This is a genomic window from Bradyrhizobium sp. WSM4872 (assembly GCF_055811715.1).
The window spans coordinates 223,748-248,149 of record NZ_JBVVPT010000004.1 but is presented as its reverse complement, the minus strand read 5'-3'; the positions used below and the strand labels follow the sequence as shown (position 1 = coordinate 248,149).

General features: G+C 64.6%; 20 protein-coding genes. 12 read left to right on the top strand and 8 right to left on the bottom strand.

Translation table 11 applies throughout. The annotated features are described in order from the left end of the window. Positions 1-81: 81 nt before the first annotated feature. Positions 82-1,065 carry a tripartite tricarboxylate transporter substrate binding protein gene (locus tag AC0L3C_RS08645; RefSeq protein ID WP_473407671.1) on the bottom strand — a complete coding sequence of 328 codons (984 nt, stop codon included), beginning with the start codon at positions 1,063-1,065 and terminating at the stop codon, positions 82-84. Between the two features lie 151 nt (positions 1,066-1,216). Here AC0L3C_RS08645 and AC0L3C_RS08640 point away from each other — a divergent pair, with 151 nt between their 5' ends. Continuing rightward, complete coding sequence (locus AC0L3C_RS08640; RefSeq protein WP_473265729.1) at positions 1,217-1,474, top strand: hypothetical protein; 258 nt, start codon at positions 1,217-1,219, stop codon at positions 1,472-1,474. A gap of 73 nt (positions 1,475-1,547) precedes the next feature. Here AC0L3C_RS08640 and AC0L3C_RS08635 read toward each other — a convergent pair whose 3' ends face one another. After that, positions 1,548-2,483 (bottom strand): LysR family transcriptional regulator, encoded by a 936-nt coding sequence (locus AC0L3C_RS08635; RefSeq protein ID WP_473278658.1) that lies wholly within the window; start codon positions 2,481-2,483, stop codon positions 1,548-1,550. A gap of 117 nt (positions 2,484-2,600) precedes the next feature. On the opposite strand from AC0L3C_RS08635, the gene AC0L3C_RS08630 reads away from it, so the two are divergent. From AC0L3C_RS08630 to wrbA, 3 genes are all read left to right on the top strand, one after another. Further along, positions 2,601-3,353 (top strand): SDR family NAD(P)-dependent oxidoreductase, encoded by a 753-nt coding sequence (locus AC0L3C_RS08630; protein WP_473407670.1) that lies wholly within the window; start codon positions 2,601-2,603, stop codon positions 3,351-3,353. Positions 3,354-3,389: 36 nt separating this feature from the next. After that, positions 3,390-4,088, top strand: coding sequence for a pirin family protein (locus tag AC0L3C_RS08625; protein WP_473278660.1), 699 nt, complete (start codon positions 3,390-3,392; stop codon positions 4,086-4,088). Between the two features lie 141 nt (positions 4,089-4,229). Further along, a complete protein-coding gene (gene wrbA / locus AC0L3C_RS08620; RefSeq protein WP_473265725.1) occupies positions 4,230-4,829 on the top strand; it encodes an NAD(P)H:quinone oxidoreductase in 600 nt (199 codons plus the stop codon). A 28-nt stretch (positions 4,830-4,857) separates the two neighbouring features. Here the strand turns inward: wrbA and AC0L3C_RS08615 are convergent, their stop codons facing one another. From AC0L3C_RS08615 to AC0L3C_RS08605, 3 genes are all read right to left on the bottom strand, one after another. Further along, entirely contained in the window at positions 4,858-6,003 is a 1,146-nt protein-coding gene (locus AC0L3C_RS08615) for a GNAT family N-acetyltransferase (protein ID WP_473407669.1), read from the bottom strand. Between the two features lie 65 nt (positions 6,004-6,068). Then, positions 6,069-7,475: an O-antigen ligase family protein gene (locus AC0L3C_RS08610; protein WP_473407668.1), complete on the bottom strand. Its 1,407-nt coding sequence runs from the start codon at positions 7,473-7,475 to the stop codon at positions 6,069-6,071. Positions 7,476-7,516: 41 nt separating this feature from the next. Beyond that, positions 7,517-8,584: a glycosyltransferase gene (locus tag AC0L3C_RS08605; RefSeq protein ID WP_473407667.1), complete on the bottom strand. Its 1,068-nt coding sequence runs from the start codon at positions 8,582-8,584 to the stop codon at positions 7,517-7,519. Positions 8,585-8,831: 247 nt separating this feature from the next. On the opposite strand from AC0L3C_RS08605, the gene AC0L3C_RS08600 reads away from it, so the two are divergent. Further along, positions 8,832-9,818 carry a glycosyltransferase gene (locus AC0L3C_RS08600; protein ID WP_473407666.1) on the top strand — a complete coding sequence of 329 codons (987 nt, stop codon included), beginning with the start codon at positions 8,832-8,834 and terminating at the stop codon, positions 9,816-9,818. A gap of 15 nt (positions 9,819-9,833) precedes the next feature. On the opposite strand, the gene AC0L3C_RS08595 is transcribed toward AC0L3C_RS08600, so the two are convergent. Next, the gene (locus AC0L3C_RS08595) at positions 9,834-10,862 is read right to left on the bottom strand and encodes a glycosyltransferase family 2 protein (protein ID WP_473265720.1); all 1,029 of its coding nucleotides are present in this window, start codon (positions 10,860-10,862) and stop codon (positions 9,834-9,836) included. Between the two features lie 398 nt (positions 10,863-11,260). Between AC0L3C_RS08595 and AC0L3C_RS08590 the strand changes: the two genes are divergently transcribed. From AC0L3C_RS08590 to AC0L3C_RS08575, 4 genes are all read left to right on the top strand, one after another. Continuing rightward, positions 11,261-12,061 carry a class I SAM-dependent methyltransferase gene (locus AC0L3C_RS08590; RefSeq protein WP_473278668.1) on the top strand — a complete coding sequence of 267 codons (801 nt, stop codon included), beginning with the start codon at positions 11,261-11,263 and terminating at the stop codon, positions 12,059-12,061. A 291-nt stretch (positions 12,062-12,352) separates the two neighbouring features. Continuing rightward, a complete protein-coding gene (locus AC0L3C_RS08585; protein ID WP_473407665.1) occupies positions 12,353-14,722 on the top strand; it encodes an exopolysaccharide transport family protein in 2,370 nt (789 codons plus the stop codon). Beyond that, positions 14,715-15,521, top strand: coding sequence for a WecB/TagA/CpsF family glycosyltransferase (locus tag AC0L3C_RS08580; protein ID WP_473265717.1), 807 nt, complete (start codon positions 14,715-14,717; stop codon positions 15,519-15,521). Before AC0L3C_RS08585 ends, AC0L3C_RS08580 begins: the two co-directional genes overlap by 8 nt. A 285-nt stretch (positions 15,522-15,806) precedes the next feature. Continuing rightward, the gene (locus AC0L3C_RS08575) at positions 15,807-16,148 is read left to right on the top strand and encodes a hypothetical protein (protein WP_473407664.1); all 342 of its coding nucleotides are present in this window, start codon (positions 15,807-15,809) and stop codon (positions 16,146-16,148) included. Here the strand turns inward: AC0L3C_RS08575 and AC0L3C_RS08570 are convergent. Then, positions 16,122-20,237 carry a GAF domain-containing protein gene (locus AC0L3C_RS08570; protein WP_473407663.1) on the bottom strand — a complete coding sequence of 1,372 codons (4,116 nt, stop codon included), beginning with the start codon at positions 20,235-20,237 and terminating at the stop codon, positions 16,122-16,124. The two genes, AC0L3C_RS08575 and AC0L3C_RS08570, sit on opposite strands and share 27 nt — an antisense overlap. A gap of 294 nt (positions 20,238-20,531) precedes the next feature. Between AC0L3C_RS08570 and AC0L3C_RS08565 the strand changes: the two genes are divergently transcribed. Genes AC0L3C_RS08565 through AC0L3C_RS08555 form a run of 3 tightly spaced genes read left to right on the top strand, consistent with a single transcriptional unit; the run spans position 20,532 to position 23,789 of the window. Further along, on the top strand, positions 20,532-21,584 hold the full coding sequence (locus AC0L3C_RS08565; RefSeq protein ID WP_473407662.1) for an Ldh family oxidoreductase: 1,053 nt from the start codon (positions 20,532-20,534) through the stop codon (positions 21,582-21,584). Between the two features lie 36 nt (positions 21,585-21,620). After that, the gene (locus AC0L3C_RS08560; protein WP_473407661.1) at positions 21,621-22,988 is read left to right on the top strand and encodes an LLM class flavin-dependent oxidoreductase; all 1,368 of its coding nucleotides are present in this window, start codon (positions 21,621-21,623) and stop codon (positions 22,986-22,988) included. 15 nt (positions 22,989-23,003) lie between these two features. Then, positions 23,004-23,789 carry a fumarylacetoacetate hydrolase family protein gene (locus AC0L3C_RS08555; RefSeq protein WP_473407660.1) on the top strand — a complete coding sequence of 262 codons (786 nt, stop codon included), beginning with the start codon at positions 23,004-23,006 and terminating at the stop codon, positions 23,787-23,789. A gap of 154 nt (positions 23,790-23,943) precedes the next feature. Here the strand turns inward: AC0L3C_RS08555 and AC0L3C_RS08550 are convergent, their stop codons facing one another. Then, entirely contained in the window at positions 23,944-24,399 is a 456-nt protein-coding gene (locus AC0L3C_RS08550; RefSeq protein WP_473407659.1) for an Lrp/AsnC family transcriptional regulator, read from the bottom strand. Between the last annotated feature and the right edge of the window lie 3 nt (positions 24,400-24,402).

Genomic DNA, 24,402 nt, shown 5'->3' with positions numbered 1-24,402 from the left:
CGAGTCTCTCGAACTCTGTTCAATCAATGAGACGCGGAGAGGTTCTGGACCAACAAAAAAATGTGAAAACGGGCTAGGAACCTATTCGACCTTGCCGATCTTCTTGACAGCCGCAATCAGCCGCGCGCTGTCGACCGCCACGAACTCGGCGAACGCCGGCGCGTCCTGATAGGCGACGAGACTGCCCGACGTTTCGAAGGCCTTGAGCACGTCCGGGCTCGTCATCACCTGCGCCATCGCCTCGCGCAGGCGAGTCGCGATCGGCGCAGGAAGATCATTCTGTGCAAAGAGTCCGGCCCAGATGTACATCTCGACGTCCTTGTAGCCGAGCTCCTGGAACGTCGGAACGTCGGGGAAGCTCGCGATCCGCTTGGCGCCGCAATTGCCGAGCACGCGCAGCTTGCCGTCGTCCACTTGCGGCTTCAGCGTCCCCGGTGCGGCGGCGATCGCCTGCACGGTGCCGCTGAGCAGCGCGGTGAGCGCCGGTCCGGCGCCGCGAAACGGCACATGCAGCAGCTTGATATCGGCGCTGCTCGCAAACATCTCCATCGCCACATGCAGCGTGCCGTAAGGCCCCGACGAGCCATAGGTGATCTGGCCCGAGCGTTTCTTCGCATCCTCGACGAAATCCTGCGCCGTCTTCCACGGCGCCGAAGCCGGCACCGCGAGCAGCGTGGGATCGGCCAGCACCCGCGCGATCGGCATGAACTGTGAGACCTCGTAGGCCACCGGACGCTCGAACAGCCGGTCGGCCTCGGGCAGCACCGCGAGCGAGGACAGCGTCATCAGCAGCGTATAGCCATCGGGCTCGGCGCGTGCCGCCGCGGCATTGCCGACCGATCCGCCGCCACCGCCGGCGCGGTTGTCGACGATGACCGCCTTGCCGAGGATTCGCTCCAGCGCCTGTGCGACGGGACGCGCCGCAAGATCCGCCTGGCCCCCGGCCGGAAACGGCACGATCATGGTGACGTTGCGCGCGGGATAGGCTTGCGCGAAAGCCACGCTCGACAACACAGGCAACAACGGCAATGCGGCAGCGGCGCGCAGGACATCGCGTCGATCCATGGCAGATTCCCCCCTGTTTTCTTGTGTCGCCAGCCTAGCGCGACCGTCCGCAAGAACAAGCGGTGCAGCGGGATTTACCAGGTATTATCCATGTTCCGCCCGGTCAGGAACGCCCTCTGGACTCTACCGTTGCCCCCCAGGGAGTGGAGCGATGAATAGACTTCAGACCATTGACGTGGCGCTGGACGAGATGCTGGTGAATCTCGCCGCCATCGTCTTGCGGCTTTCGAAGCCGGACGTGACGCGAACCCCGGAAGCGCGACGCGCCCTGGCGCGATCTGTGCACCAATACGCGGTTTGCGCGAGGCGCTCGCACGATCCGCGTGTCCATGAATTGAAGTCGCAACTGGAAGAGACGTTGAAACCGAGCTTGCGAATTGTCGTGCGTAATGGTGAGAAGGTGTCTTAGTCCAAACCCGTCATTGCAAGCGAAGCGAAGCAATCCAGAGATCGCTGAAGCCGCTCGTTCTACGATGACTTTGCTACGACGGCTTTGCCTTTCCGCGCACCCGCCGCTTGCACGTACCCGGCAGCTTCGCTGCGAGAAAATCGCCGAGCGCCTCGACGCGTGCGGGGCGCGGGCCGCCAGGTGGCGTCACCAGATGCACGGCGCCTTCGGCCTGCTTCCAGTCCTTCAGGATCACTTCGACCTCGCCGGAGGAGATGGCGTCACCGACGATGAATTCGGGGAGATCCGCGATACCGAGCCCGGCGATCAGCGCCGGCATCACCGCTTCGCCGTTGTTGACACGGAGCTGGCCGCCGGGGCGTACACTGGCCTGCTCACCGGCCGCGTTGGTGTAGTGCCAGACATTGGGCGTCGAGAGATAAGCGTAGCTGAAGCATTTGTGCTCGGCCAGATGCATCGGATGCGTCGGCCGTCCGTATTGTCTAAGATAGGACGGCGCGGCCACCGTGAAACGCGGCATGGTGAAGAGCCGCCGCGCGATCAGCGAGGAATCCGGCAGCCGCGCGATCCGCACCGCCATGTCAAAGCCTTCGCCGATCAAATCGATGGTGGCATCGCTCAGGTGCAGATCGACCGAGACCTCCGGATAGGCCTCGAAGAACTCCGGCAGCAACGGCGCCACCGCCTTGATCCCGAACGACATGGGCACGGCGAGCCGCACCAGGCCCCGCGGCGCGACCGACTGCGCCAGCGCCTCGTTCTCCGCCGCCTCGCCGTCGGACAGGAGGCGGGTCGCACGCTCGGCGAGCTTATGCCCGGCATCGGTCAGCGCGAGCCGGCGTGAGGTGCGGTTGAACAGCCGGGCGCCGAGCCGCTCTTCGAGGCGCGTGACCGCCTTGGACACCGTCGCCTTGGACATCGCGAGCTCGCCCGCGGCCCCCGCAAACGACCGTAATTCCACGACTTTTGCGAAAATTGCGAGCGCCTCGAAATCGGGGAGCTTGGCCATGAAAGCGGATCCAATTGGGCTGCTTAAGGAAACAATGTGTTTCGACAGTTTCTATTTCTATACCACAGGCGGAGGCTTATCCAAGGGTCATCAGAAATTCAGGACTGGAGAAATCCAATGACCAAGAAGCTCTCAGGCAAGGTTGCCCTCGTCACCGGCGGCTCGCGCGGCATCGGCGCGGCCTCTGCCCGCGCACTCGCCGATGAAGGGGCGGATGTCGCGATCAGCTACGTTGCCTCTCCCGAAAAGGCGGAAGCGGTCGTCACCGAGTTGAAGGCCCGGGGCGTCAAGGCGCGCGCCTTCAAGGCCGACCAGGCCTCGGCAAAGGACGTGACGCAGCTGGTCAACGATGTCGCAAAGGAGTTCGGCCATCTCGACATCCTCGTCAACAATGCCGGCGTTGCGAGCGGCGCCGCGATCGACGACGCCGATGCCGATACCGAAGCGCTTGCCCGCCAGGATGCCGTCAACGTGCATGGCGTGATCGCCGCGATCCGCGCCGCTTCGCATTTGATGGGCGAAGGCGGCCGCATCGTCACCGTCGGCTCGATGCTCGCCGACCGCGCCTCGTTCCCGGGTCTCGCCGACTACGTCGCCACCAAGGCGGCCGTAGTCGGCTACACCAAGGGCGCCGCACGTGACCTCGGCCCGCGCGGCATCACCGTGAACGTGGTGCAGCCCGGCTCAATCGACACCGACATGAACCCGAAGGACGGCGGCGAGTTCGCCGAGACCCAGCGCCAGCAGCACGCGTTGCAGCGCTTCGGCCGCCCCGAGGAAGTCGCCGCCGGAATCGTCTTCCTCGCAAGCCCGGAAGCATCCTTCGTCACCGGCACGGTGCTCAACGTCGACGGCGGTTTTGGCGCCTGATCAAGGCGCCACCCGCCAAAACAAGGAATTACGCAGATGATCGAACTCAGACCCTTCGCAAAGCTCGGCGGCGCCGATCACGGCTGGCTCAACGCCAAGCATCATTTCTCCTTCGCAAGCCATTATGACCCCGACAACATGGGTCACGGCGCCTTGCGGGTGTGGAACGACGACGAGATCGCGCCGAACACCGGCTTTCCCGCCCATCCCCACGCCAACATGGAAATCATCACCTATGTGCGCGAGGGCGCGATCACCCATCAGGACAGCCTCGGCAACGAAGGCCGCACCGAAGCGGGGGACGTGCAGGTGATGAGCGCCGGCAGCGGCATCCGCCACTCCGAGTATAATCTCGAGCCGACCAGGACACGCATCTTCCAGATCTGGATTGAGCCGACCGCGCGCGGGGGGCAGCCGACCTGGGGCTCGAAGCCTTTTCCGAAAGGAGATCGCTCGGGCAAGCTCGTCACCATCGCGAGCGGCTTCGAGCATGATACGGACGCGCTGCCGATCCGCGCCGATGCGCGGGTGCTCGCCACCACGCTGAAGGCCGGTGAGAGCGCGGAATACGTGCCGCACAAGTCGCGGCACCTTTATCTGGTGCCCGCGGCGGGGTCAGTCGAGATCAATGGCGTGCGCGTCAACGCCCGCGACGGCGCCGCGATCCGCGACGAGGACAGGCTGAAGATCACGGCACTGGAAGATTCCGAGATCGTGCTCGTCGACGCGGCCTAACGGCTCTCTCCGTCATGGCCGGGCTTGTCCCGGCCATCCACGCCCTTCCACGAGGATCCAAGAACGTGGATGCCCGGGACAAGCCCCGGGCATGACGACCTGAACAAGATTAATCATCCGACTCACCCAACGGAGACCATCATGACCAAAGTTCTCGTCCTGTATTATTCCGCCTATGGCCACATCGAAGCGATGGCCAACGCCGTCGCCGAAGGCGCGCGCGAAGCCGGCGCCACCGTCGACATCAAGCGCGTGCCCGAACTGGTGCCGGCCGAGGTCGCGAAAGCCTCCTATTACAAGCTCGACCAGGCCGCCCCCGTCGCCAAGATCGAGGACCTCGCCAATTACGACGCGATCATCGTCGGCACCGGCACCCGCTTCGGCCGCATGGCCTCGCAGATGGCGAACTTCCTCGACCAGGCCGGCGGCCTCTGGGCCAAGGGCGCGCTGCACGGCAAGGTCGGCGGCGCCTTCACATCGACCGCGACCCAGCATGGCGGCCAGGAGACGACGCTGTTCTCGATCATCACCAACCTCTTGCATTTCGGCATGGTCGTGGTCGGCCTGAACTACGGCTTTGCCGGCCAGATGAAGCTCGACGAGGTCACCGGCGGCGCACCTTACGGCGCCACCACCATCACCGGCGGCGACGGCAGCCGGCAGCCCAGTGCCAACGAGCTCGCCGGCGCGCGCTATCAGGGCCGCCAGATCGCGGAAACAGCCAGGAAGCTGCACGGCTAAGCTACATGGCTGATGCGAGGGTCGCCCGTCAGCGCGTCCCCTTGCCCATCGCCTGCGCCGCAAAGGCGGCAAGCCTGGGGTGACGGCGCAGGCCCTGCGCGGCGTGGTCACGCCACGCGAAGGGCATACCGCGCCAGGACAGCGCGACGCTGACATCGGTCAGCGGCACCGGTTCGGCGCCGAAGCGGCGCTTGTAGTCCTGGTTGCCGATGCTGAGGTCGAAACGGCGCACGCCGTCCGCATGCAGCGCCGCCATGGTGCGCTCGGTCACGAGCAGCCCCGGCGAGCAGCTCGACCATGAATCGCCGGCGTGGCTGATGCGCAGGAGAAAATAGGTCGCACCGAACCTGACGCCGAGCGTGGTGGCAACGACGGCCTCGTCGCAGACCAGCGCCGAGATGACGGCGTAACCGTTCGCGACGCCCCGACGCGCGACCTCGCGATAGAACTGCGCATGGGTTTCGTCGTTGAGGACGAAGCGCGAGCCGAGCTTTCGCATGCGCGCCTGCTGCTGGACATCCATCACGTCCAGCAGCTCGCGCGCACGCGCGACGTCGGTGGCGATCTCGAATCGCGCGCCGGCGTGACGGCTGAAGACGCGCCAGCAGCGTGGCATCTGCATGCGCTTGATCGAGGCCTGGTAAGCTTCATAGTCGTCGCCGGTCAGCACGAGGTTGCCGTTGAGCGAGCAGGATCCGATCCGGCCGAGCGACACCAGCGGGTTCGGGTTGCCGCCGATCTGGGCCGGCATCTTCTTCAGTCGGAGCAGATCGAAACGGTCCGGCAATGCGCGCAATGCGTCGATCAGCGCCTTGCCGATCGCATCCGTCGCCGCCGCGTCCAACGCGGTATCGAGCGCCAGGATCGGCGCGTTGTTGTCGGAAACGCCGAGATCGGCGAATTCGACGATGCGGATGCCGCGCCTGAGATGGCTGATCATCGGCACGATTGCGATGTCCCTGCCCCTCGTGGCATCTGAGATCAATGCAATCAGCGGCGAGAGATCGTGGAACGCCTCGTACCAGGCGCCGAGCCAGTAGCCATGCTGGAATGCAGTGCGATGGCCTGCGTTCAAGCGGGATGCGGCCCGCTGCCAGTCACGCAGGAAATCGACCGCGATTCCCGACGTACTGGACACAAGACCATCTGGTTGCTCGACGCTGAGGATCGTCATCCGCGGGACATACGATTACTGGGTGTTTCCAGATAGATTATGTTTTGTCGCGGCCACAAGTGACCTCACCGCTTATCGTTAAGCCGAAGCCACTGCGGCCGCAGCGGCTGCGACGAGCCCTCAGGCTCCGGTTCCACTTCCGCCACGCATTGGAACCTGGCCAGGAAGTGCAGGCCGGCCACGGCAACGGCGAACATGAACCAGATCGGATTCTGCCGTTCGAGCAGGAAGGTCTCGGTGGCCCCGTAGTACAGGCCGAACAACCACACGGTCAGGAACAGCTTTGCCAACGCACCGCTGCGGTTGTGAGTTCGGGCCGTCTGGAAATTGCCGAGCGGCGCGAGCACCAAGACGAGCATCACCAGCAACAGCCCCGGCAGGCCGATGGTGACCGCGAGGTCGAGATAGCTGTTGTGGCTATGCGCCGCGCTCGTCGCCCATTCGGCGCCCTGGGCGGTCTGCCGCGCGGTCACGTCGTCCCAGAACGCGGCGTAGCCGTGACCGATGATCGGCTTCTCGGCGACGGCTGCGAGCGCGAACTCCCAGATGGCGGAACGGCCGGTGAAGGTGGGATCGAGCGGAAGCAGCCGCGTCATTGCCCCGAGCGCCGGGCTCAGGACGCTGCCGACCGTCAACAGGTTCATCACGATCAGCGGCACGAAGCAGATCATCCGCTTCAGCCACAGGCTCGGCGTGACGCAGACCAGCGAGGCGAGCGCGTAGATCGCAAGACACAGCACCGACGACGTCTTGCCGCCGGTGAAGATCAGGAAGAGTCCGGCCAGCGCGGCGATGGCCGGGCCCATCACGAACGAGCCGATGGCGGACAGATAGATGCCGACATAGATCAGGATGGTCATCACGGGCGAAGCGATGTTCTTGTGGCCGAAGCTGCCGCGCCAGTCGCCGGCCAGCTGCGGCTCGGTGAGGTCGAGTGCGGTGTGCATCGAGTATTGCGGCGCCACGAAGACGCCGAGATAGCAAAGTGCGAGCAATACGAGCGCGGCGCCGCCAAGACACAGATTGAAGCTACGCTGCGTCGGCGGCAACAACGGCAACAGCACCGCGAGCGACATCACGCTGGCTGCGAGCACGAAGCGCTGCATCGAGACTCCGCGATTCTCGGAGAAGACGATGTTGATCAACAGCCAGCCGACCAGGCAGAGATGCAGCGGCGTCACCAGGGTCTTCAGCGCGGGCGCATCCGTCGCGGCGACGAACAATACAGCGACCGCGGCCAGCAGGCCCCAGGCGACATAGGTGAGCGCCATTCGTCCGCCGACTACGGTGGTGACATCCTCGTTGCGCAGGTCCGGAAACGGATCGAGCGTCACCAGCACGAGGAGCAGGGCTGCGACTGCGACGAGGCAGCGCGCCGCCCGCACGGCGTCGACCCTCGCAAGCCCATCGCGCAGGACGCCGCCGAACGATCGGGCCTCGACGTCGGTTATGTCAGTGGCGCTGCGATCCATGGCTCGAAACTGGTGGTGAAGCCGGGGGGAAGCTTCAAGTCTTAGCCGATCCCTGTTAAGCATTCGTCAACCAGTCCAGCGGGGCTCTGCGGCACCGCCTGCTGCCGCACGATGCTCCGCGCGATCTCGTAATATTGTAGGGCACGCTGCTCCAGCGTGAGATTGTCGAGCACGAAACCGCGCGGATCGAACGTGTCGGCGGCGCACCCGGCCCAGAAATCATCCCAGCCCGCCTGGAACCCGGCGATGTCGACGAACTTGGCGCCGCAACGATCGTCCCAGTACGGCACCGACGACACCGGCGCAAACTGGACGCGATGCGGGTAGTAGTCGGGATCTCGCCACGGGCCGCCGGGATCCCAGGCCAGCACCGGCACGCCGCAAGACAATGCCTGCTGGTAGGCAATGCCCTGGCTCTCGTTCTGGCACAGGAAGATCATCGCACGCGATTGCGCGAGCGCGGCCCGATAGTCTTCCTCCTTGTAGCTGCCGTAACGCAGTTCCGTGAACGAGCGGCCTTCCCTCGTGAGCCGGGCGCGGACGGGTTCGATCAGCTCCGCCGCATGGCGATCGCGGTCCCAGTGCACCTTGTCGTAGATCAGGACATCGACGCTCTTTTGCGACGTCGGCGATGGTGCCCAGAGATCCGTGTCGATGCCGATCGGCCAGGCCTCCGTGTCGGGCCAATGCGGCCGATACATGTCGGCGTACCACGGGCCGGGCACCACGACCTTCTTGACCGGCAGGCGCTTGAACAGGTCGGGATCGTCGAGCGGATGATTGTGGGCGGCGACGCCGAGCAGGATCGGATTTTTCCAGGCGAACTTGTCGAGCAGGAAGGTGCGGCCGATGATGCAGGCGAGTTCGCCCGGATGCCGCGCGATGTAGCCATAGTCGTTGACGCGATAGCGGATACCGAGCCGATCGAGTCCCGCACAGAGATTGAGGAACACGCGGAGCTGCCCGCTCATGCGCGGCTCGCCGAGCAGCATGCGACGCGCCATGCGCCGCAGATGCCGATCGCCGGGAAACCAGCGATCGTCCTTGTCCTCGTAGAACAGGTTGAGGACCATGTCGTCGGGATCGTAGTCGAATGTCTTTGCGGGCACTGGGGTCCATCCGCGGCGGCCTGATGCGCATTCTCGCATGGGACCGGCTGTCGCACTCTTCCAAATTTGCCACAGGCTTAATGCCGGCGGCTTAACGCTAATTGACGAAACCAGCACTGCGGCAGCCTTCATGGCGACGCTTTTTTCCCAATGCGAGTATCATTCGCGACGGCCAAGGTTGCGATCGATCGCATTGCCAACTCGCAAGAGCGCCCTGGTTAACAGACGGTTAAAGGCGAGTCGTATCTTGATCACCGCGGAAGAAATTCTCGAATTGCCGGCGACATCGCGCGTCGCTCCGGCGGCGCGCGTCCCGCTGCAGGTCGGCTCAACCACATCGGTGTCCGTCGTCATTCCCGCCAAGAACGTTGCGGCCTATGTCGGTGAAACCCTCGCCAGCGCACTGGCGCAGGCCGAGGTCAGCGAAGTGATCGTCGTGGACGACGGCTCGACCGACGAGACCACCGCCATCGTCCGCGCCATTCGTGACCCTCGACTGCGCCTGATGACCAACGGCGCCGCTGGCGTATCGGCAGCGCGCAATCTCGGCGCCCACCATGCGAGCAGCCAATGGCTGCTCTTCCTCGATGCCGACGATCGCCTGCGGCCCGGCGCGGTCGCGGCGCTGCTGGCGGCTGCGCGTGGCGCGCCGCGCGCGGTTCTCGTCTACGGCGACTACAACACGATCGACAGCGAGGGACGGCAGATCGGCCGTCGGGATCTGCTGAAAGGACGCCGCAAACCATCCGGCGACGTGCTGGCGCGGCTCGCGGCCGGCAACTTCATCGTCAATGGCGGCATTGCGCTCGCACGTGCAGAGGCTTTCCGCGCCATCGGTGGCTTCGACGTCTCGCTCAGATATTGCGAGGACTGGCACTGCTGGTGCCGTCTTGCGGCGATCGGCGAATTCGAATTTGCGCCAAACCTTCTGCTCGACTACCGCCTGCACACGGCCAACACCATGAACGCGGCGGTGCGGACGCCACAGGATTTCTTTCCGGCGATCGCGCGGGTGTTCGATGACGGGCTGATCATGGCGCGACTGCCCGCGGGCATGGCAGCCGGGCTGCGCCAAGCCGCCGAGGTTCATCTCATCACGTATTCGGCGATGCAAGCGGTCCGCTTCGGCAGATATCGCCAGGCCTTCGCCTATCTGGGAATGGTCGGGCGCCGCTCGCTCAAATCGCTGCCGCGCTCCGCCGTTAGGGTCGCCCTCGCCTGTTTTGGTATTTAGCCCGCCGCCTCGGCGTCAGGACACGATCTTCGAGGCCTTATAGGGTTTCGGCTCGATACCGAACGCGGCGAGCGCCGAGCCGAGCGCGACCATCACGGGATGCATCGCGACGACGGCTTTCGACGATTTCAGCAGAGCGGCCGCGCGCACTAGCGCTAACGGCAACCTCCCGAGCATCTGCGCAAACACCCACACTCGCGCCGCTGCGCCGTGCGCGGACTTGGACTGCACACGATAGTTGATGGCACCGATGCGCAGGCCTCGCTTCGCGATCCAGCCGAAACGAGTGCGGCTTTGCGGCACCGTCTCGGTGATGACAGCCTCCGCCGTCCAGTGGAACGTCATGCCGGCATTGCGGCAGCGCACGAAGAAATCGCAGTCGCCGCCCCCGAGGAAGTTGAAGCGCGGGTCGAAGGCGGGACGGGCGAACCTCTCGAACGCCGCACGCGTGATCAGGCAATTGCCGCAGCCGTAGATCAGGGGCACAGCGCCGCTGTAATCATAGGCGGGACAGAAAACGGGGTGGCGCGAAAGCCAGGGCATGCTGCGGTCCTCGAAGACCGGCAGCACCGGCCCGCCGACCAGAGCGGCGCCGGTCGCCTCCGCGGTGCGGACCATCAGCTCGAGCCAATCGGGCGAAGCGATCTCGTCGTCGTCGATCATCAGGAACCGGGTCGCGGCGGGAAACAGCGCCAGCGCCGTCTCGAAGGCAGCGTTGATCGCCTGAACGTTGCCTTGCCGTTTCTCGACCAGGCAGACACCCTGAAGCCTGCCGTCGGCGAGATATTCCGCGGCCACCGGCGCGCTTTCGCGCCGGACCGCATCGTTCTCGACCATGACGACGGCGAACGAGCGCGGGGTGCGTTGGCTGGCGAGCGAGTCCAGCGTCAACCGCAGATGCTGCGGGCGGCGGAAGCAGGGGATGCAGACGACGATACCAACCGACAGGTCGATAATCCGCGAGCTGGCCGCGATCTCCCGGTTGGGATCGCGCACGGCATCCGAAATACGCGTGGCGGACAGGTCTGTCGGAATCAATGTCATGACGTTCTAGATGTCCGAGATAGATTGAAAAAGCCCTGCTTCGATCCCGGGGATCAGCGCCGTCCCGCGACGGCACATCGCCGCGGGACGAATCCGTCCCAAAATGAACGACCGGTTTGAGCCTCGCGACGGCGCCACGCCGCCGATGTTCGGCCATCCATATGTTCAACCGCTTTCGCGGTGCTTCTGCTGCGAAACCTTGCGCGCGTGACACTGCAATTCGCGGTCCACCGCGCCGATGGCGGCTGGCGCGGACGATGCCGTAGTTAACGCACATGCCCATTAACCCGATCGTAAGCACCGTGACGGGTGAAGCGTCGCGGCATCGGATTTGCTCTACGGCTACACGAGATTTTTCCTGTAAATTTAAGTCGAACAAGCGCGGTCAGAAAAAAAATATGAACAAGCCAGCCACGATCGATTTCGCGACAGCCACGGCGGTCCAGATTCCCGCGGCCATCGCCCACACTCAGGCGCTACACGATCTCGTCCCCGGTGAAGCCCGCGACAGTCTGCTCGCCGTCCACGACGTACTGCGCCGCGAACTGCCGCAGGGCCAGCTCGCCACCTATGAAGCCGGAGGCGGCTCGTGCAGCGTCCTGCCGCCGGAATTGCTGAGTCGAAGCAAGGTCACCGTCGTCGACATCGACGAGGACCAGGTTCGCAACAACAGCTACGCGGACGAAGCGATCCTCGGCGACGTCCAGACCTACCGCTTCGGGCGCGAGACCTTCGATCTGGTGATCTGCTACAACGTGATCGAACATCTTCCCAACGTCGACGCCGCACTCCTGAATTTCCGCGATGCGCTCAAGCGCGGCGGGATGATCCTGATCGGCGCGCCCAATCCGCGCTCGTTGTCCGGGGTCGTCACCAAATACTCGCCGCACTGGTTCCACGTCTGGTTCTACCGGCACATCCGAGGCATCAAGGACGCCGGCTTGCCGGGCGAGCCGCCGTTCCCGACCTTCTTCCATCCCCTGGTGTCGCTGCCGAGGCTCGAAGTGTTCGCCGCCGCCAATGGCCTCGAGATGATCTACCGCCGTGAGGTCGAGAGCCCGCGCTATCCCGAGATGCGCCGGCGCAAGCCGCTGTTCGCAGCCATGGTCGACGCCGGCGCCGCCGTGCTGAACGCCGTGCTCCCGCGCGGGACCGACGTCCGCCGCGGCGATTATCACGTCATCCTGCGGAAAAGCTGACGGCCATGGTGCGCGCGCGGCCGATCGCAAGACCAGCGAACCCTCGCGGCCACGACGCACGCGGTAACGAACCGTTAATCTCTGAAGGACCCCGCCATCGCACGCGTCACGACGACGCGTCGAAGAGTGGCATGTGCTTAAACGCTTTGTTTGCCATTTCGGTGAATAGTCCCTCAATGAGTATGGTTAATTTTCCCTGTTGCGTTGAGTGGGCACCTATATCCGAGGTGCGTGGCGTAGAGCGAAGAGTACCCCCTCAGCACGCGGCACTTGGAATGAAAGCTGGGGATCATGCTTGACTATAACCAGCCGATAGACCGGGCCAGACCGGAGGCCTCGCAGCAGCGGCCTCTGGCCGGTTTCAACGTGCTGGAGCTCGTCAATCTGCTCTGGCGGCGGAAGATCGCGATTGCCGTCGCCGCGCTGCTCGGTGCAACGGTCGCCGTCACCGTGGGCAAAAGCCTGACGCCCCGCTACACCGCCACCGCACAGCTCTATGTCGACCCACGCGAGCTTCAGCTCGTCGATCGCGAGCTGACGCCCCGCGCGCAGGACGTGTCCGGCATGTCGATGGTGGTCGAGAGCCAGGCGCGCCTGATCACCTCCAACAGCGTGCTGCTCCAGGTGATCCAGCAGGCCGACCTGGACAAGGATCCCGAATTCGGCGGCGGCGCCGACGGCAAAGGTGTGATGGCGTCGCTGCTCGGCCTGATCGGCCTTCAGCCCCACTCGCCCTCCGCCACGGAAAAGAAGGAAGTGCAGCTCGCTGCCCTCGAGGCGCTGAACCGGCACATCACGATCCGCAAGACCGAGAAGAGCTTCATCGTCGACATCGAGGTCTGGTCGACCGATCCGGCGAAAGCGGCGATGCTCGCCAACACGCTGACCAGCGCCTACCTCGCGGAATCCCGCAACTCGCAGGCTTCCGCCGCGCGGCGCGCCACGAACGATCTCTCCGGCCGCCTGAAGGAGCTGCGCGAACGGCTGCGCAACGCCGAGACCGTGCTCGCGACCTACAAGGCCCAGAACAATTTCGTCGGCACGCAGGATGCGCTGATCAGCGACCAGCAGCTTTCCGCCAGCAACCAGCGGCTTTCCGCCGCGCGCGCCGCGACGATGGATGCGCAGGCGCGCCTCGACCAGATCGAGGCGAGCCGACGCACCACGGCAGATGCAGGCGCGAACTCGGAGGCGCTGCAATCGCCGACCATCGCCAACCTGCGCGCGCAATATGCCGACGCGCGCAAGAAATATGCGGAGCAGGCCGGCGAACTCGGCCCGCGTCATCCGGCGCTGCGCCAGACCGAGAAGCAGGTCGAGGATCTCAAGCGCACCATCAACGAAGAGATCGACCGCTTCGCCCAGTCCGCCAAGAACGATTTGACGCGCGCCCGCGACTTTGAAGCCTCGCTCAGCCGGGCGCTGGAGGCACAGAAGCGGCAGAGCGTCCAGCTCAGCCAGGCCGCCGTGCGCTTGCGCGAGCTCGAGCGCGAAGCCGATGCCAGCCGTGACGTCTATCAATCCTTCCTCAAGCGTTCGCGCGAGACCGAGGAGCAGGAGACGCTGAACACCTCGGCGGCCCGAATCATCGGCGAGGCGACGGTGCCGCAGCGGCGCTCGTTCCCGCCGGCGATGAGCCTGTTCGCCATGATCGGCTTCATCTTCGGCGCAATCGCTGCATCGAGCTGGTTCGTCGCGGCCGAACTGCTGCTCGCCGGTGCGGTCGCGACGGCGCCGGCCCGTGCCAATCGCACTCCGTTGCCGCAAGATCCGCGAACTCCAGAGCCTTCGCGGGCGCCGGAGACCGCCCGGCCTCAGTCAGTTTCGCGAGCCCCGGAAGTCGCGGAGGCACTGCCGGAACTCGCCGCCCCGCCGCTGCAACCTTCGATGGTCGAGAAGCCCCTGATCGAAAAGCCGCTGATCGCGCGCCTCCAGGAGGCCGACGTCATCCATACGCTCGGTGCCATTCTCGCCACCGGCGGCGGCATCGACCTCACCCGGCTGGGCTGGCCAACGCTGCGCCCCGGCTTTCCACTGACGACGCTGCTCAACGCCTGGCGCGACATGCGCGCTACGGCGGCCCGGCGCGCCGGCGGCAAGACAATGCCGGTCATCGCACTCGTCGGTGCCAGTGAGACCACCGGGCGCAGCGTGACCGCGCTGAATTTCGCGCTCGCGGCCGCGCGCGACGGCGCCCGGGTGCTGATGATCGATGCCGACCATCAAGCGCACCCGCTCTCGAACAAGGTCAGCCGTCCCGGCAAAAGCGAGCCGAGCAGGGTCGGATGGCTTTCGATCGGCAGCAAGGCCGCGCGCGAGATCAAGACGCTCAACAGCATCTCGGTATTGCCGGCCGCCGAACGCGACGCAAGCAAGGCCACCGACGCCATCCGCAAGGCCATCGAGCAGGCGCGCTCCGCCGGCGGCTATGACCTCGTGATCCTCGACGGCCCCGCGGCACCACTCACGGCCGGCAGCCGTAAGCTGCTCGATGATGCCGACGCGCTGGTGGCGGTGCTGCCGACCAGCCTCGACATCAACGACGGCCTGGAAGAGATATTGAGCACGCTAGGCCGCGCCGAGCGCAAGCTCGTCGGCGTCGTGCTCGACGAACTCACCCCTATGGCCCAAGCTCGCCAACGAGGCAGACAATATGCTTGAGCGCCGCATCAATCTCGATGGCCGGGCCGCAACCGCCGACGTGCCGCGGATCACCATCGGCGGCCTTCGCATGGCCGCGCTCGACCTGGAAGCGACCGCAGATTTCATGATCGAGGCGACCGATCCGCGCCATCGCATCGGCCGTCCGCTGCACCTGACCTCGGCCAATGGCGAGGTGCTGGCGCGGTGCTCGACCGAACCGGAAACCGAGCGCCTGTTCCGCGGCGCCGACCTCATCAACGCCGATGGCCAGCCGCTGGTGGCGGCATCCAGGCTGCAATCCTGGTTCCCGCTGCCCGAGCGCGTCGCCACGACGGACCTGTTTCACGTCGTCGCGCGCAAGGCTGAAGCGGTCGGCCGCACCTTCTACATGTTCGGCGCCAGCGAGGACGAGAACGCCGCTGCGGTCGAGAACGTCCGAAAGATGTATCCAAACCTCAAGATCGTCGGCCACAGCCACGGTTATCTCCGTGGCGAGGCGCTGCGCGCGAAGGTCGACGAGATCAACGCGCTAGCGCCGGACTATCTCTGGGTTGCGCTGGGCGTGCCAAACGAGCAGGCGTTCGTCGAGGAATTCACCCCGCATCTCACCAATGTCGGCGTCATCAAGACATCCGGGGGCCTGTTCAACTTCTTGTCGGGCAGCCGCACCCGCGCGCCGCGATGGATGCAGAAGATCGGGCTGGAATGGGCCTGGCGCACCTTGCTCGAGCCCCGCCGCCTGTTCTGGCGCTATTTGACCACCAACCCCCGCGCGATCTATCTGCTGTTCAGCCGCAACCGGCCCTTCAATCGCTGATTAGACAAAGACATGACCGCCGCCGGTCATCAGCCTCGCCTGCGCTATTTCAACGCCAGCGGCGCCGGTATTGCGCCTTGCGGGTCGGGCTCATAAGCGGCTAAAGAGACTGTCACAGTCGCGCGTCGGCAACTTTCCCGGCCGCCGTATGTTTTTGTATGGCCGCCGACACAAGCGGCACAATCGGCTCAGCCAATAGCGCGAGCCAGCTTTTCACAGCGAAGGCCACAATCGAGTCCGCGCATCGGCCTGCTTTCAGGCGCGACCCAAGGGAGCACGGAACGAATGCATCAGGCCGCAAGCCTGCAATTCGAGCGCATGATGAACGAGCTCATCCTCTGGCATGCCGTGCCGGAGGACGAACGATCGCCGGCGCCGGCCTGGTGGTGGGGTCCGGCGATGGCGGTATTCGACACGCACGAGCCGATGCGACAGGCCTGGTGTCGTGAGCTCGGCGTTGACGACGGCTCGAGCTTTGCCGAAGGAGCGCATGTCCTTATTGCGCTCTTCGCCGAACAAACCTCACTTCCGTGGCCGGATAATTTTCCACGCAAGGCGGAGATCAGGGACGAGGACGTCCGCGAGCTCCACCCGCAGCCATCAGACGACAGCGCTTTTCAACCGTAGCGCCGCGGCCTCGGTCGCGGCATGGTCCGGCTCCGGCTGGAGCGGCGGCGCAACGGGCAGCTCCATCGGCCGCAGCAGCTCGGCCATCTGCCGCGCCGGCACCGGCTTGGAGATCAGGAAGCCCTGCATCTCGTCGCAGCCATGGGTGCGCAGGAATGCCTCCTGTTCGGCGTTCTCGACGCCTTCCGCCACCACGGTCATGCCGAGCGCCTTGCCCATGCTGATGATCGCCTGCGCGATCGCCTGATCCTCCGCGTCCTGCGGCAAATCGCGCACGAAGGAGCGGTCGATCTTGATGGTGTCGATCGGGAAATGCTTCATCAGCGACATCGACGAATAGCCGGTGCCGAAATCGTCGATCGCCAAGCGAATGCCGCGGCTCTGGATGGCGTCGAGCACCTTGATCGCACGTCCGACATTGCGCATCATCATGCTCTCGGTGACTTCGAGCTGGAGCAGCACCGGCGACATGCCGCTGGCGGCGAGCGCTTCGTCGACGTCCTGCAAGAGATGCTCGTCGACGAACTGGCGCGGCGACAGGTTCACCGCCATGGATACCGGCAAGAGGCCGCGTCGCTGCCAGGCCATGGCTTGCGCGCAGGCCTCCTTCATCACCCAGCGGCCGATCGGCACGATCAGTCCGGTTTCCTCCGCGAGCGGGATAAACTGTGCCGGCGAGATATTGCCGAGATCGGGATGCGCCCAGCGCAATAGCGCTTCCACGCCGGTGATCTGGCCAGTCACCATGTCCACCTTGGGCTGGTAGTTCAAAGTAAACTGATCCCGCTCCAGCGCCCGGCGCAGCGCGCTCTCCAGCGACAGCCGCTCGATCGACTGCGTGTTCACTTCCTTGGAGAAGAAGCGATAGCCGTTCTTGCCGTCCTCCTTGGCGAGATACATCGCCATGTCGGCGTTCTTGGTCAGCGTCAGCGCGTCGGCACCATTGGCCGGATACATCGCGATGCCGATGGAGGCGGTGGTGTGGCACTCGTGGCCGGCCAGCTCCATCGGCTTCGCGAGCACGCTGAGCAGTTCCGTCGCGATGCGCTGGACGTCGTCGATCTCGCCGCACTGGTCGAGGATCACCACGAACTCGTCGCCTCCGAGGCGCGCCACCACGTCGCTCGCCCGCAGAGCGCTGCGCAATCGATCGGCGACTTCGAGCAGGAGCAAATCGCCCGCCTCGTGGCCGAGCGAATCGTTGATGACCTTGAACCGGTCGAGATCGATGAACAGCACCGCGAAACGATGGTCATGGCGCTCCGCTGCATCGATTGCCGCGCGCAACACGGCATTGAAGGTCTCGCGGTTGGGCAGGTTGGTCAGGCTGTCATAGGAGGCGAGATACTCGATCCGTTCGTCAGCCTTGTTCTTCGCGTCGGCGCGATCGAAATTCTCCATCGCGAAGGAAACGTTTTCGGCGAGACGCCGCAGCAGTTCGACGAACTCGTCGGTGAAGGCGGCAGGCTCCGCCGACAAGTAGATCATGACGCCAACTGCCTGGTCGTGGGCGACCAGCGGGAATGCCGCGCCCGAGCGCGCGCCGTCGCCGCGGACGATGGCATGGAAGGCGCGGACGCGATCGTCATTGAGATAATCGTTGCTGATGCAAGGCTGGCGCGTGCGGAACGCCGTGCCGCTCATCCCACGACCTTCCGGGCAATCGGGGTCGATGGAGAGGCGGACGGTGCGCGTGGTGCCGGCCGCGGGTCCGGCGCTGGCGACGATTTCCAGCTGGTCGCTATCGGCGCTCGCGAGCGCGATTGTGGTCGAGGTGAATTTTGCGCCATTCGAAGCGGCAAGGCAGACGAGGTCGAACAGTTCGGCGCGCGACTTCGCCCGCATGATCGCCTCGTTGGTGGCGCTCAGCGACGCAAACATCCGCGTCAGGCGTTCCTTCTGCGCCTCGGTGCGGGCCTTCTCCTCGGCACGATCGAAATTGTCGAGGGCGAAAGAGACGTTTTCAGCCAGACGTCCGAGCAGTTCGACCAAATCGGGTGTGAACGTATTCTCTTCCGGTGCGAGGAAGAGCAGGATGCCAATCGGCTCCTGGCCGCCCCGCAGCAGCGGGAAGCTGGCAGCAGCCCGGGTTCCATCCTCGATCGCCTTGGAATGCCAGTACACCGATCGCGGATCGTTCAGATAATCGTTGATGACACTGGCCCGGCGGGTCCGCAGCGACATCCCTATGATTCCCTGGCCTTCAGGATGGCCGGCGGAAACAAGGCAGGTGCGTCCCACCATTCGTTCCTGCAGGCGTCCCTTCACGGCGACCACCCGGACAAGTTCACGTGTGTCGTCCAAAGTGGCGATTGTCGCGGAGGCGAACACCCCGCCGAGCACGGCGGCCTGGCACGCGACTTCGAACAGCTCCTCGCGCGTCTTGGCGCGCATGATAGCTTCATTGGTGGCGCTCAGCGCCTCGAACATGCCACTCAGGCGATCACGCTGCTTGTCGGCCCGCGCTTTTTCGTCGGCCCGATCGAAATTCTCCAGCGCGAAGGCGACGTTGGCCTGGAGCTTGCGCAGGAGCTCGACAAACTCGTCCGTGAAAGTGCCGCGCTCGCGCGAGTTGAACAGGAATACGCCCTCGACTCTGTCACCATTGAACAGCGGCAGCGCGGTTGACGACGCGATGCCGTTGCGACGCGCGCTGGCGTGCCAGGGCTCGAGGCGTACGTCCGCCAGGATGTCGTTGCTGATACAAGGCTGCCGCGTCCGGAATGCAGTGCCGGTCAGCCCACGTCCCTCCGGCACCTTGTCGCTGACCGGCAATCTGAAGGTTCGCACCTCAGCGGCGTTCGGTCCAAAGGATGCGACAATGCGAAGCAGTCCCGCGTCGCGGTCGAGCAACGCGATCGAGGTCGAGGCGAACTTCGCGCCCTGCACCGTGGCTTCGCAAACCAGATCAAACAGTTCGCTGCGGGACCGCGCCCGCAGAATGGCTTCGTTGGTCGCGCTTAGCGCCGCGTACATGCGTGCCAGCCGTTCCTCCTCCAGCGCGATCTGGGCCTTTTCCTTATCGCGGTCAAAGTTCTCGAGCGCAAAGCATACGGTTTCGGTCATGCGCAGCAATAGTGCGACGATGCCTTCGTCTTTCGCCCAGGCTTTGCTCACGAAGAAAAACAGCACGCCGATGCTGGTGCCACGCTTGATGAGGGGAGCAGCCACGCAGGCGACGGCGCCGGCATTGACGTTGGTCTGCTCCCAGGTCGTCCCCTTGGTACGATTGAGGAGGTCGTCCTCGACAATCGCTTTCTGGCTCCGGAACACCTCACCGGAGATGCCCTTGCCGTAGGGGCTCTCCGGATCAATCGAGTAACGCGACTGTCTGATCAGATCCAGATTTTGTCCGGTCGCGGCCACCGGCGTCAGCCATTCGGAATCCGGCTCGCGCAGCAGAACGAAAGTCGCAAATGATTTGCCGCTATACACAGCGGCGTCGCAGACTCGCTGGTATAGGTCCTGCTCAGTGCTGGCGTGCAGGATTGCTTCATTCGTCGCAGTGAGGGCGCCGAACATGCGATTGAGCCGCCGCACTGCCCGCTCGCCATCCAGGCGCGCCGTCTCGCGCGCCAAATTCTCCAGCGCATGCGAGATATTGCTCGACATCCGCTCGAACAGCGAGACCATCGCCTCGTCGAGCGTGCCTGCCCCCGAGCGCGTCACATACAACACGCCGATACTGCGACCGCCACAGATCAGGGGAAGCGCCGCCGCTGCGCCGACACCCGCCCCGGCGGCGCCCTCGCGCCACGCGAGCGAGCGAGGATCGTTCAGGTAATCGTTGCTGATGCAGATCCCCTGGCTGCGAAAGGCCTCGCCGCCGACGCCCGATCCCTCCGGCGTGCCGGCCTCCGTGGTGATCTTGATCGCACGCAGCCGCGCAACGTCGTCGCCGCAGCCGGCAGCAAACCGCAGCCGCCGGCCATCCGGCTCCGCCAGGAACACGGCGACGGCCATGAAGTCCCCACTCGAAAACCCGGCGTCGCAGACCTTCTGGTACAGCTCGTCCGGCGACTTCGCGTAAAGGATGGCTTCGTTGATGTCGCTCAACGCTGCCAATGTGCGCGCGAGGGTCGTCTGCACGATCTCAACTCCCCGGCATTTCTGCCATTTTCTCCCGGATAGCTTTATGAAGGCGACGGCCTAAATGGTGGTTATTGGTTCCCGCAAACCGTCGATCAAAGTGAACGAGCCGCAAACAGCTGTCGCGAAACTGTCAAAAGCCGCTGTACCGGATGCCGGTTCGGCCAAAGACGCGCTCCCTTTACGAATTTGCAGCCCTGTGTTGGTTTACCGGAGATTGATATCGCATCTGTGCTTTGAGACGATGGCTTCCAACAAGCACAGCCCGCCAAGGGCGAGACCTGAGGAAACGCCATGCCGATCGTCCAGGCCGACCGCCTCACGCGCATCAGCGCCGCGCTGCTTCGGGCTGCCGGGGCTTCCGAGGAAGAGGCCGACGCGGTCGCACACGGCTGCGTCAACGCCAATCTCGCCGGCCACGATTCCCACGGCGTCATCGCCGTTCCCACCTATATCGACAGGATCAAGGCCGGCCACATCGTGCCCGGCGCCAAATGGAGCATCGTCCGGGAATCACCGACGACGACCGTGATCGACGGCCGGTGGGGTTTCGGCTTCCACGTCAACGCCAAGGCGATGGCGTTGACGATCGAGAAAGCGAAGACGGCGAATGTCGCGGCCTGCACCGTGTTCCGGCAGAGCCATGTCGGCCGCCTCGCCGCCTATCCGCTGATGGCAATGCGCGAAGGCATGATCGGGATCGCGACGGCGGATTCCGGCCGCTCGCCGAAGCACGTGGCGCCGTTCGGCGGCAAGGAGGCACGGCTCGGCACCAATCCGATCTCGATCGCGGTGCCGTCCGACCTCGATGCGCCGTTCTATCTGGACATGGCGACCTCGGCGGTCGCGGCCGGCAAGATCCAGCTCGCTGTCGCCCGGGGCGAGGAGATTCCAAGGGGATGGATCATTGATGCCGAAGGACGACATACCACCGATCCGACCCAATACCGCAAGGGCGGCGCGCTGCTGCCGCTCGGCGGAACCGAGGGCTACAAGGGCAGCGGCCTCGCCGCCATGGTCGAGGTCCTGTGCGGCCTGCTCGCCGGCCTCGGTTTCGGCGTCGAGCCCACGGGCCGGCACAATGACGGCTGCTTTATGGCCGTGTTCAACGTCGCCGCGTTTCGCCCGCTGCAGGAGTTCAAGCGCGAGGTCGCCGAGTTCGCACGCTATCTCAAATCGACCCCGCCCTCCGAAGGCAGCAAGGGCGTGTTCTATCCCGGTGAGATCGAGGGCGTGCGCGAGCAGCAGCGCCTGCGCGAGGGCATCGAGATCGAGGATGCGACCTGGGAAAAGCTGCGCGCGCTGGCGCGCGAGTACAGGCTCGATACGGTCCTCGACCTGGCCTGACGGATTTCGGCCTGACGCAATTCGGAGAACAGCAGCATGACGCGGCAGATGATACTGGTCGGCTTCCTTCAGGCCCAGAACTGCACGAATTTACCGAGCTCGTGGCGACATCCGGACTCGCGCGACGATTCGATGTCGGCAGACTATTATCAGGAGATCGCCAAAATCCTCGAAGCCGGCAAGTTCCACATGGCCTTCTTCGACGACCGGCTGGCGATGCCGGACCGCTACGGCAACGATCACGCCCACACGGTCGAATACGGCATCCGTTGCGTGAAGATGGACCCGCTAATCGTGCTGACGACGATGGGCATGGTGACAGAGAAGCTCGGGTTGGGGGCGACCGGCTCGACGACTTATTTCGAACCCTTCGACATCGCCCGCCGCTTCGCAACGCTCGACCTGATGTCGGGCGGTCGTGCCGGCTGGAACGTCGTCACCTCGCTCAATGACGGCGAGGCACACAACATGGGGCGGGACTCTCATCCCGAACATGATTCCCGCTACGACCGCGCCGACGAATTCATGGAGATCGTGCTTGGCCACTGGGATACCTGGGAAGACGGCGCGCTCATCATGGACAAAAAGAGCGGCCGCTTCGCCGATCCAGCCAAGGTGAAGCGGCTCGATCACAAGGGCCCGTTCTACAAGTCGCGCGGTCCCTTCACGGTGCCGCGCTCCGACCAGGGTCACCCCGTGATCATCCAGGCCGGCGCGTCCGGCCGCGGCCAGCGCTTTGCAGGACGATGGGGTGAGGTGATCTTCACCGCTGCCCGCAACCTCGCCGCCGCCAAGGACGGCTATGCGTCCGTGCGTAACGAGGCCGCGAAAGCCGGCCGCGATCCGGAGGCGATGTTCCTGTGCAACCTGACGACACCAGTCTGCGCCGCGACCCAAGCCGAGGCCGAAGACAAGATGGCGCTGATCAACAAGCTACCGCTGCAGATCGACGCGCTGTCGCTGCTGGCCGAAGCGCTCAACTACGACTTCGCCTCCAAGGATCTCGACGAGCCGCTGACGACTGAAGAGCTAAAGAGCATGCAGGGCATTCTGGGCATCCGCGACGGCGTGCTCAAGAACTCCGGCAAGAGCAATCCGAGCGCGCGCGACTTCGTCACCTTCTCCGGCCGCGGTCAGGTCCAGGATGCCATGGTCGGCGGCCCCAAGGAGATCGCGGACAAGCTCGAAGAAATGTTCGTCGAGCGCGGCTGCGACGGGTTCGTCATCGCCGCGACCTATGTGCCCGGCTCCTATGCTGATTTCGTGCAGCATGTCGTGCCGGAATTGCAGCGGCGCGGACTGTTCCAGAAGGAGTATCGCGGCATGACGCTGCGGGAAAATCTTGGGCTGAAGCGGCCGGCTGCCGGCGACTGGAAAGTGCAGCCGCGCGATGCCGCAGAATAACAACGGAGACACGGCATGCGCTGGCTGAAATTCACCGCCGCGGACAAGACGTCCTGGGGAATCGTCGAGGGTGACCGGGTGATTGCGGTCGACGGCGATCCCTTCGGCGAATGGCAGCGGACCTCGCGCACGCATCCGCTGTCGCAGGTTAGAATCGAGCTTCCGCTGATTCCGCGCACCTTCTACTGCGTCGGCCTGAACTATCTCAAGCACCTGAAGGAGGCCGCCGACAAACGCGGCGAAGTGCCGGCAGTGCCGGACAGACCAGAGATCGGCTATCGCGCCCAGAATGCGCTGATCGCACATGACGAGGAGGTCATGATCCCGTCCTTCGCGACGGACAAGATCCACTACGAAGGCGAGCTCGTCGTCGTCATCGGCAAGAAGGTCAGGCACCTGACCAAACAGAATGCGATGGATTGCGTGTTCGGCTACACCATCGGCAACGACGTCAGCGAGCGCAGCTGGCAGAAGGCCGACCGCAGCCTGTGGCGCTCGAAGAACGCCGACACGTTCAAGCCGATGGGCCCGTGGATCGAGACCGAAGCCGACCTCGACAGGATGGAAACGATCGTCCGGGTCAACGGCAAGGAAACCAACCGATTCCGCACCAACGACATGATCTTCGGCGTGATGCCGTTCCTGGTCGAGCTGTCCAAATACTTTACGTTATGGCCCGGCGACGTGATCTGGATGGGAACGGATGGTGCCTCGCCTGACATCGAGCACGGCGATGTCGTGGAGATCGACATCACCGGCATCGGCACGCTGCGGAACAGGTTCGTGCGGGAGGAGCGGTAGCCCACGTTGCACCAACCGTGTCGTCCCGGCGAAGGCCGGGACCCATGCGCCGCAGCAGATGTTTTGATTAGGACTCGTCGTTACGGCTTCGCAAGGCAATTGGCATTCGTGGTTATGGGTCCCGGCCTTCGCCGGGACGACGAAGCGCTGCCTCTCAAAACGGCAGGGCCACGCCCGTCTTGATCTCTTTCAGCACCACGTTGCTTCTCACATAGCGAATGCCGGGAATGCGGAACATGAATTCGTCGAGGAATCTGTTGTAGGCCGCCATGTCCTGCACGACGACGCGCAAATGGTAATCGGCATCGCCCGTGGTCGCAAAGCACTCCAGCACCTCACGCCGCGTGGTTACCCGCGCGACGAACTCGTCGACGAATTTTGCGTCGTGCCGTTCCAGCGAGACGTGGAGGATCGCGGACATCGCAAAGCCGACCTGCTCGCGCGCGACGAGGGCCGCATAGCCCTGGATGGCACCGCTCTCCTCCAGCGCGCGCACCCGGCGCCAGCACGCCGACGTCGACATGCCAACGGCGTCGGCGAGCTGCTGGTTGGTGGCGCGGCCATCCTTTTGAAGGAAGGCGAGAATCCGCGCGTCCTGGTCTTCAATCATGGA

What these genes read in the sequence shown, in the direction of transcription:
- AC0L3C_RS08645 (WP_473407671.1), bottom strand. Translation starts at nt 1,065, where the DNA reads ATGGATCGACGCGATGTCCTGCGCGCCGCTGCCGCATTGCCGTTGTTG.
- AC0L3C_RS08640 (WP_473265729.1), top strand. Translation starts at nt 1,217, where the DNA reads ATGAATAGACTTCAGACCATTGACGTGGCGCTGGACGAGATGCTGGTG.
- AC0L3C_RS08635 (WP_473278658.1), bottom strand. Translation starts at nt 2,483, where the DNA reads ATGGCCAAGCTCCCCGATTTCGAGGCGCTCGCAATTTTCGCAAAAGTC.
- AC0L3C_RS08630 (WP_473407670.1), top strand. Translation starts at nt 2,601, where the DNA reads ATGACCAAGAAGCTCTCAGGCAAGGTTGCCCTCGTCACCGGCGGCTCG.
- AC0L3C_RS08625 (WP_473278660.1), top strand. Translation starts at nt 3,390, where the DNA reads ATGATCGAACTCAGACCCTTCGCAAAGCTCGGCGGCGCCGATCACGGC.
- wrbA (WP_473265725.1), top strand. Translation starts at nt 4,230, where the DNA reads ATGACCAAAGTTCTCGTCCTGTATTATTCCGCCTATGGCCACATCGAA.
- AC0L3C_RS08615 (WP_473407669.1), bottom strand. Translation starts at nt 6,003, where the DNA reads ATGACGATCCTCAGCGTCGAGCAACCAGATGGTCTTGTGTCCAGTACG.
- AC0L3C_RS08610 (WP_473407668.1), bottom strand. Translation starts at nt 7,475, where the DNA reads ATGGATCGCAGCGCCACTGACATAACCGACGTCGAGGCCCGATCGTTC.
- AC0L3C_RS08595 (WP_473265720.1), bottom strand. Translation starts at nt 10,862, where the DNA reads ATGACATTGATTCCGACAGACCTGTCCGCCACGCGTATTTCGGATGCC.
- AC0L3C_RS08590 (WP_473278668.1), top strand. Translation starts at nt 11,261, where the DNA reads ATGAACAAGCCAGCCACGATCGATTTCGCGACAGCCACGGCGGTCCAG.
- AC0L3C_RS08585 (WP_473407665.1), top strand. Translation starts at nt 12,353, where the DNA reads ATGCTTGACTATAACCAGCCGATAGACCGGGCCAGACCGGAGGCCTCG.
- AC0L3C_RS08580 (WP_473265717.1), top strand. Translation starts at nt 14,715, where the DNA reads ATGCTTGAGCGCCGCATCAATCTCGATGGCCGGGCCGCAACCGCCGAC.
- AC0L3C_RS08575 (WP_473407664.1), top strand. Translation starts at nt 15,807, where the DNA reads ATGCATCAGGCCGCAAGCCTGCAATTCGAGCGCATGATGAACGAGCTC.
- AC0L3C_RS08565 (WP_473407662.1), top strand. Translation starts at nt 20,532, where the DNA reads ATGCCGATCGTCCAGGCCGACCGCCTCACGCGCATCAGCGCCGCGCTG.
- AC0L3C_RS08560 (WP_473407661.1), top strand. Translation starts at nt 21,621, where the DNA reads ATGACGCGGCAGATGATACTGGTCGGCTTCCTTCAGGCCCAGAACTGC.
- AC0L3C_RS08555 (WP_473407660.1), top strand. Translation starts at nt 23,004, where the DNA reads ATGCGCTGGCTGAAATTCACCGCCGCGGACAAGACGTCCTGGGGAATC.
- AC0L3C_RS08550 (WP_473407659.1), bottom strand. Translation starts at nt 24,399, where the DNA reads ATGATTGAAGACCAGGACGCGCGGATTCTCGCCTTCCTTCAAAAGGAT.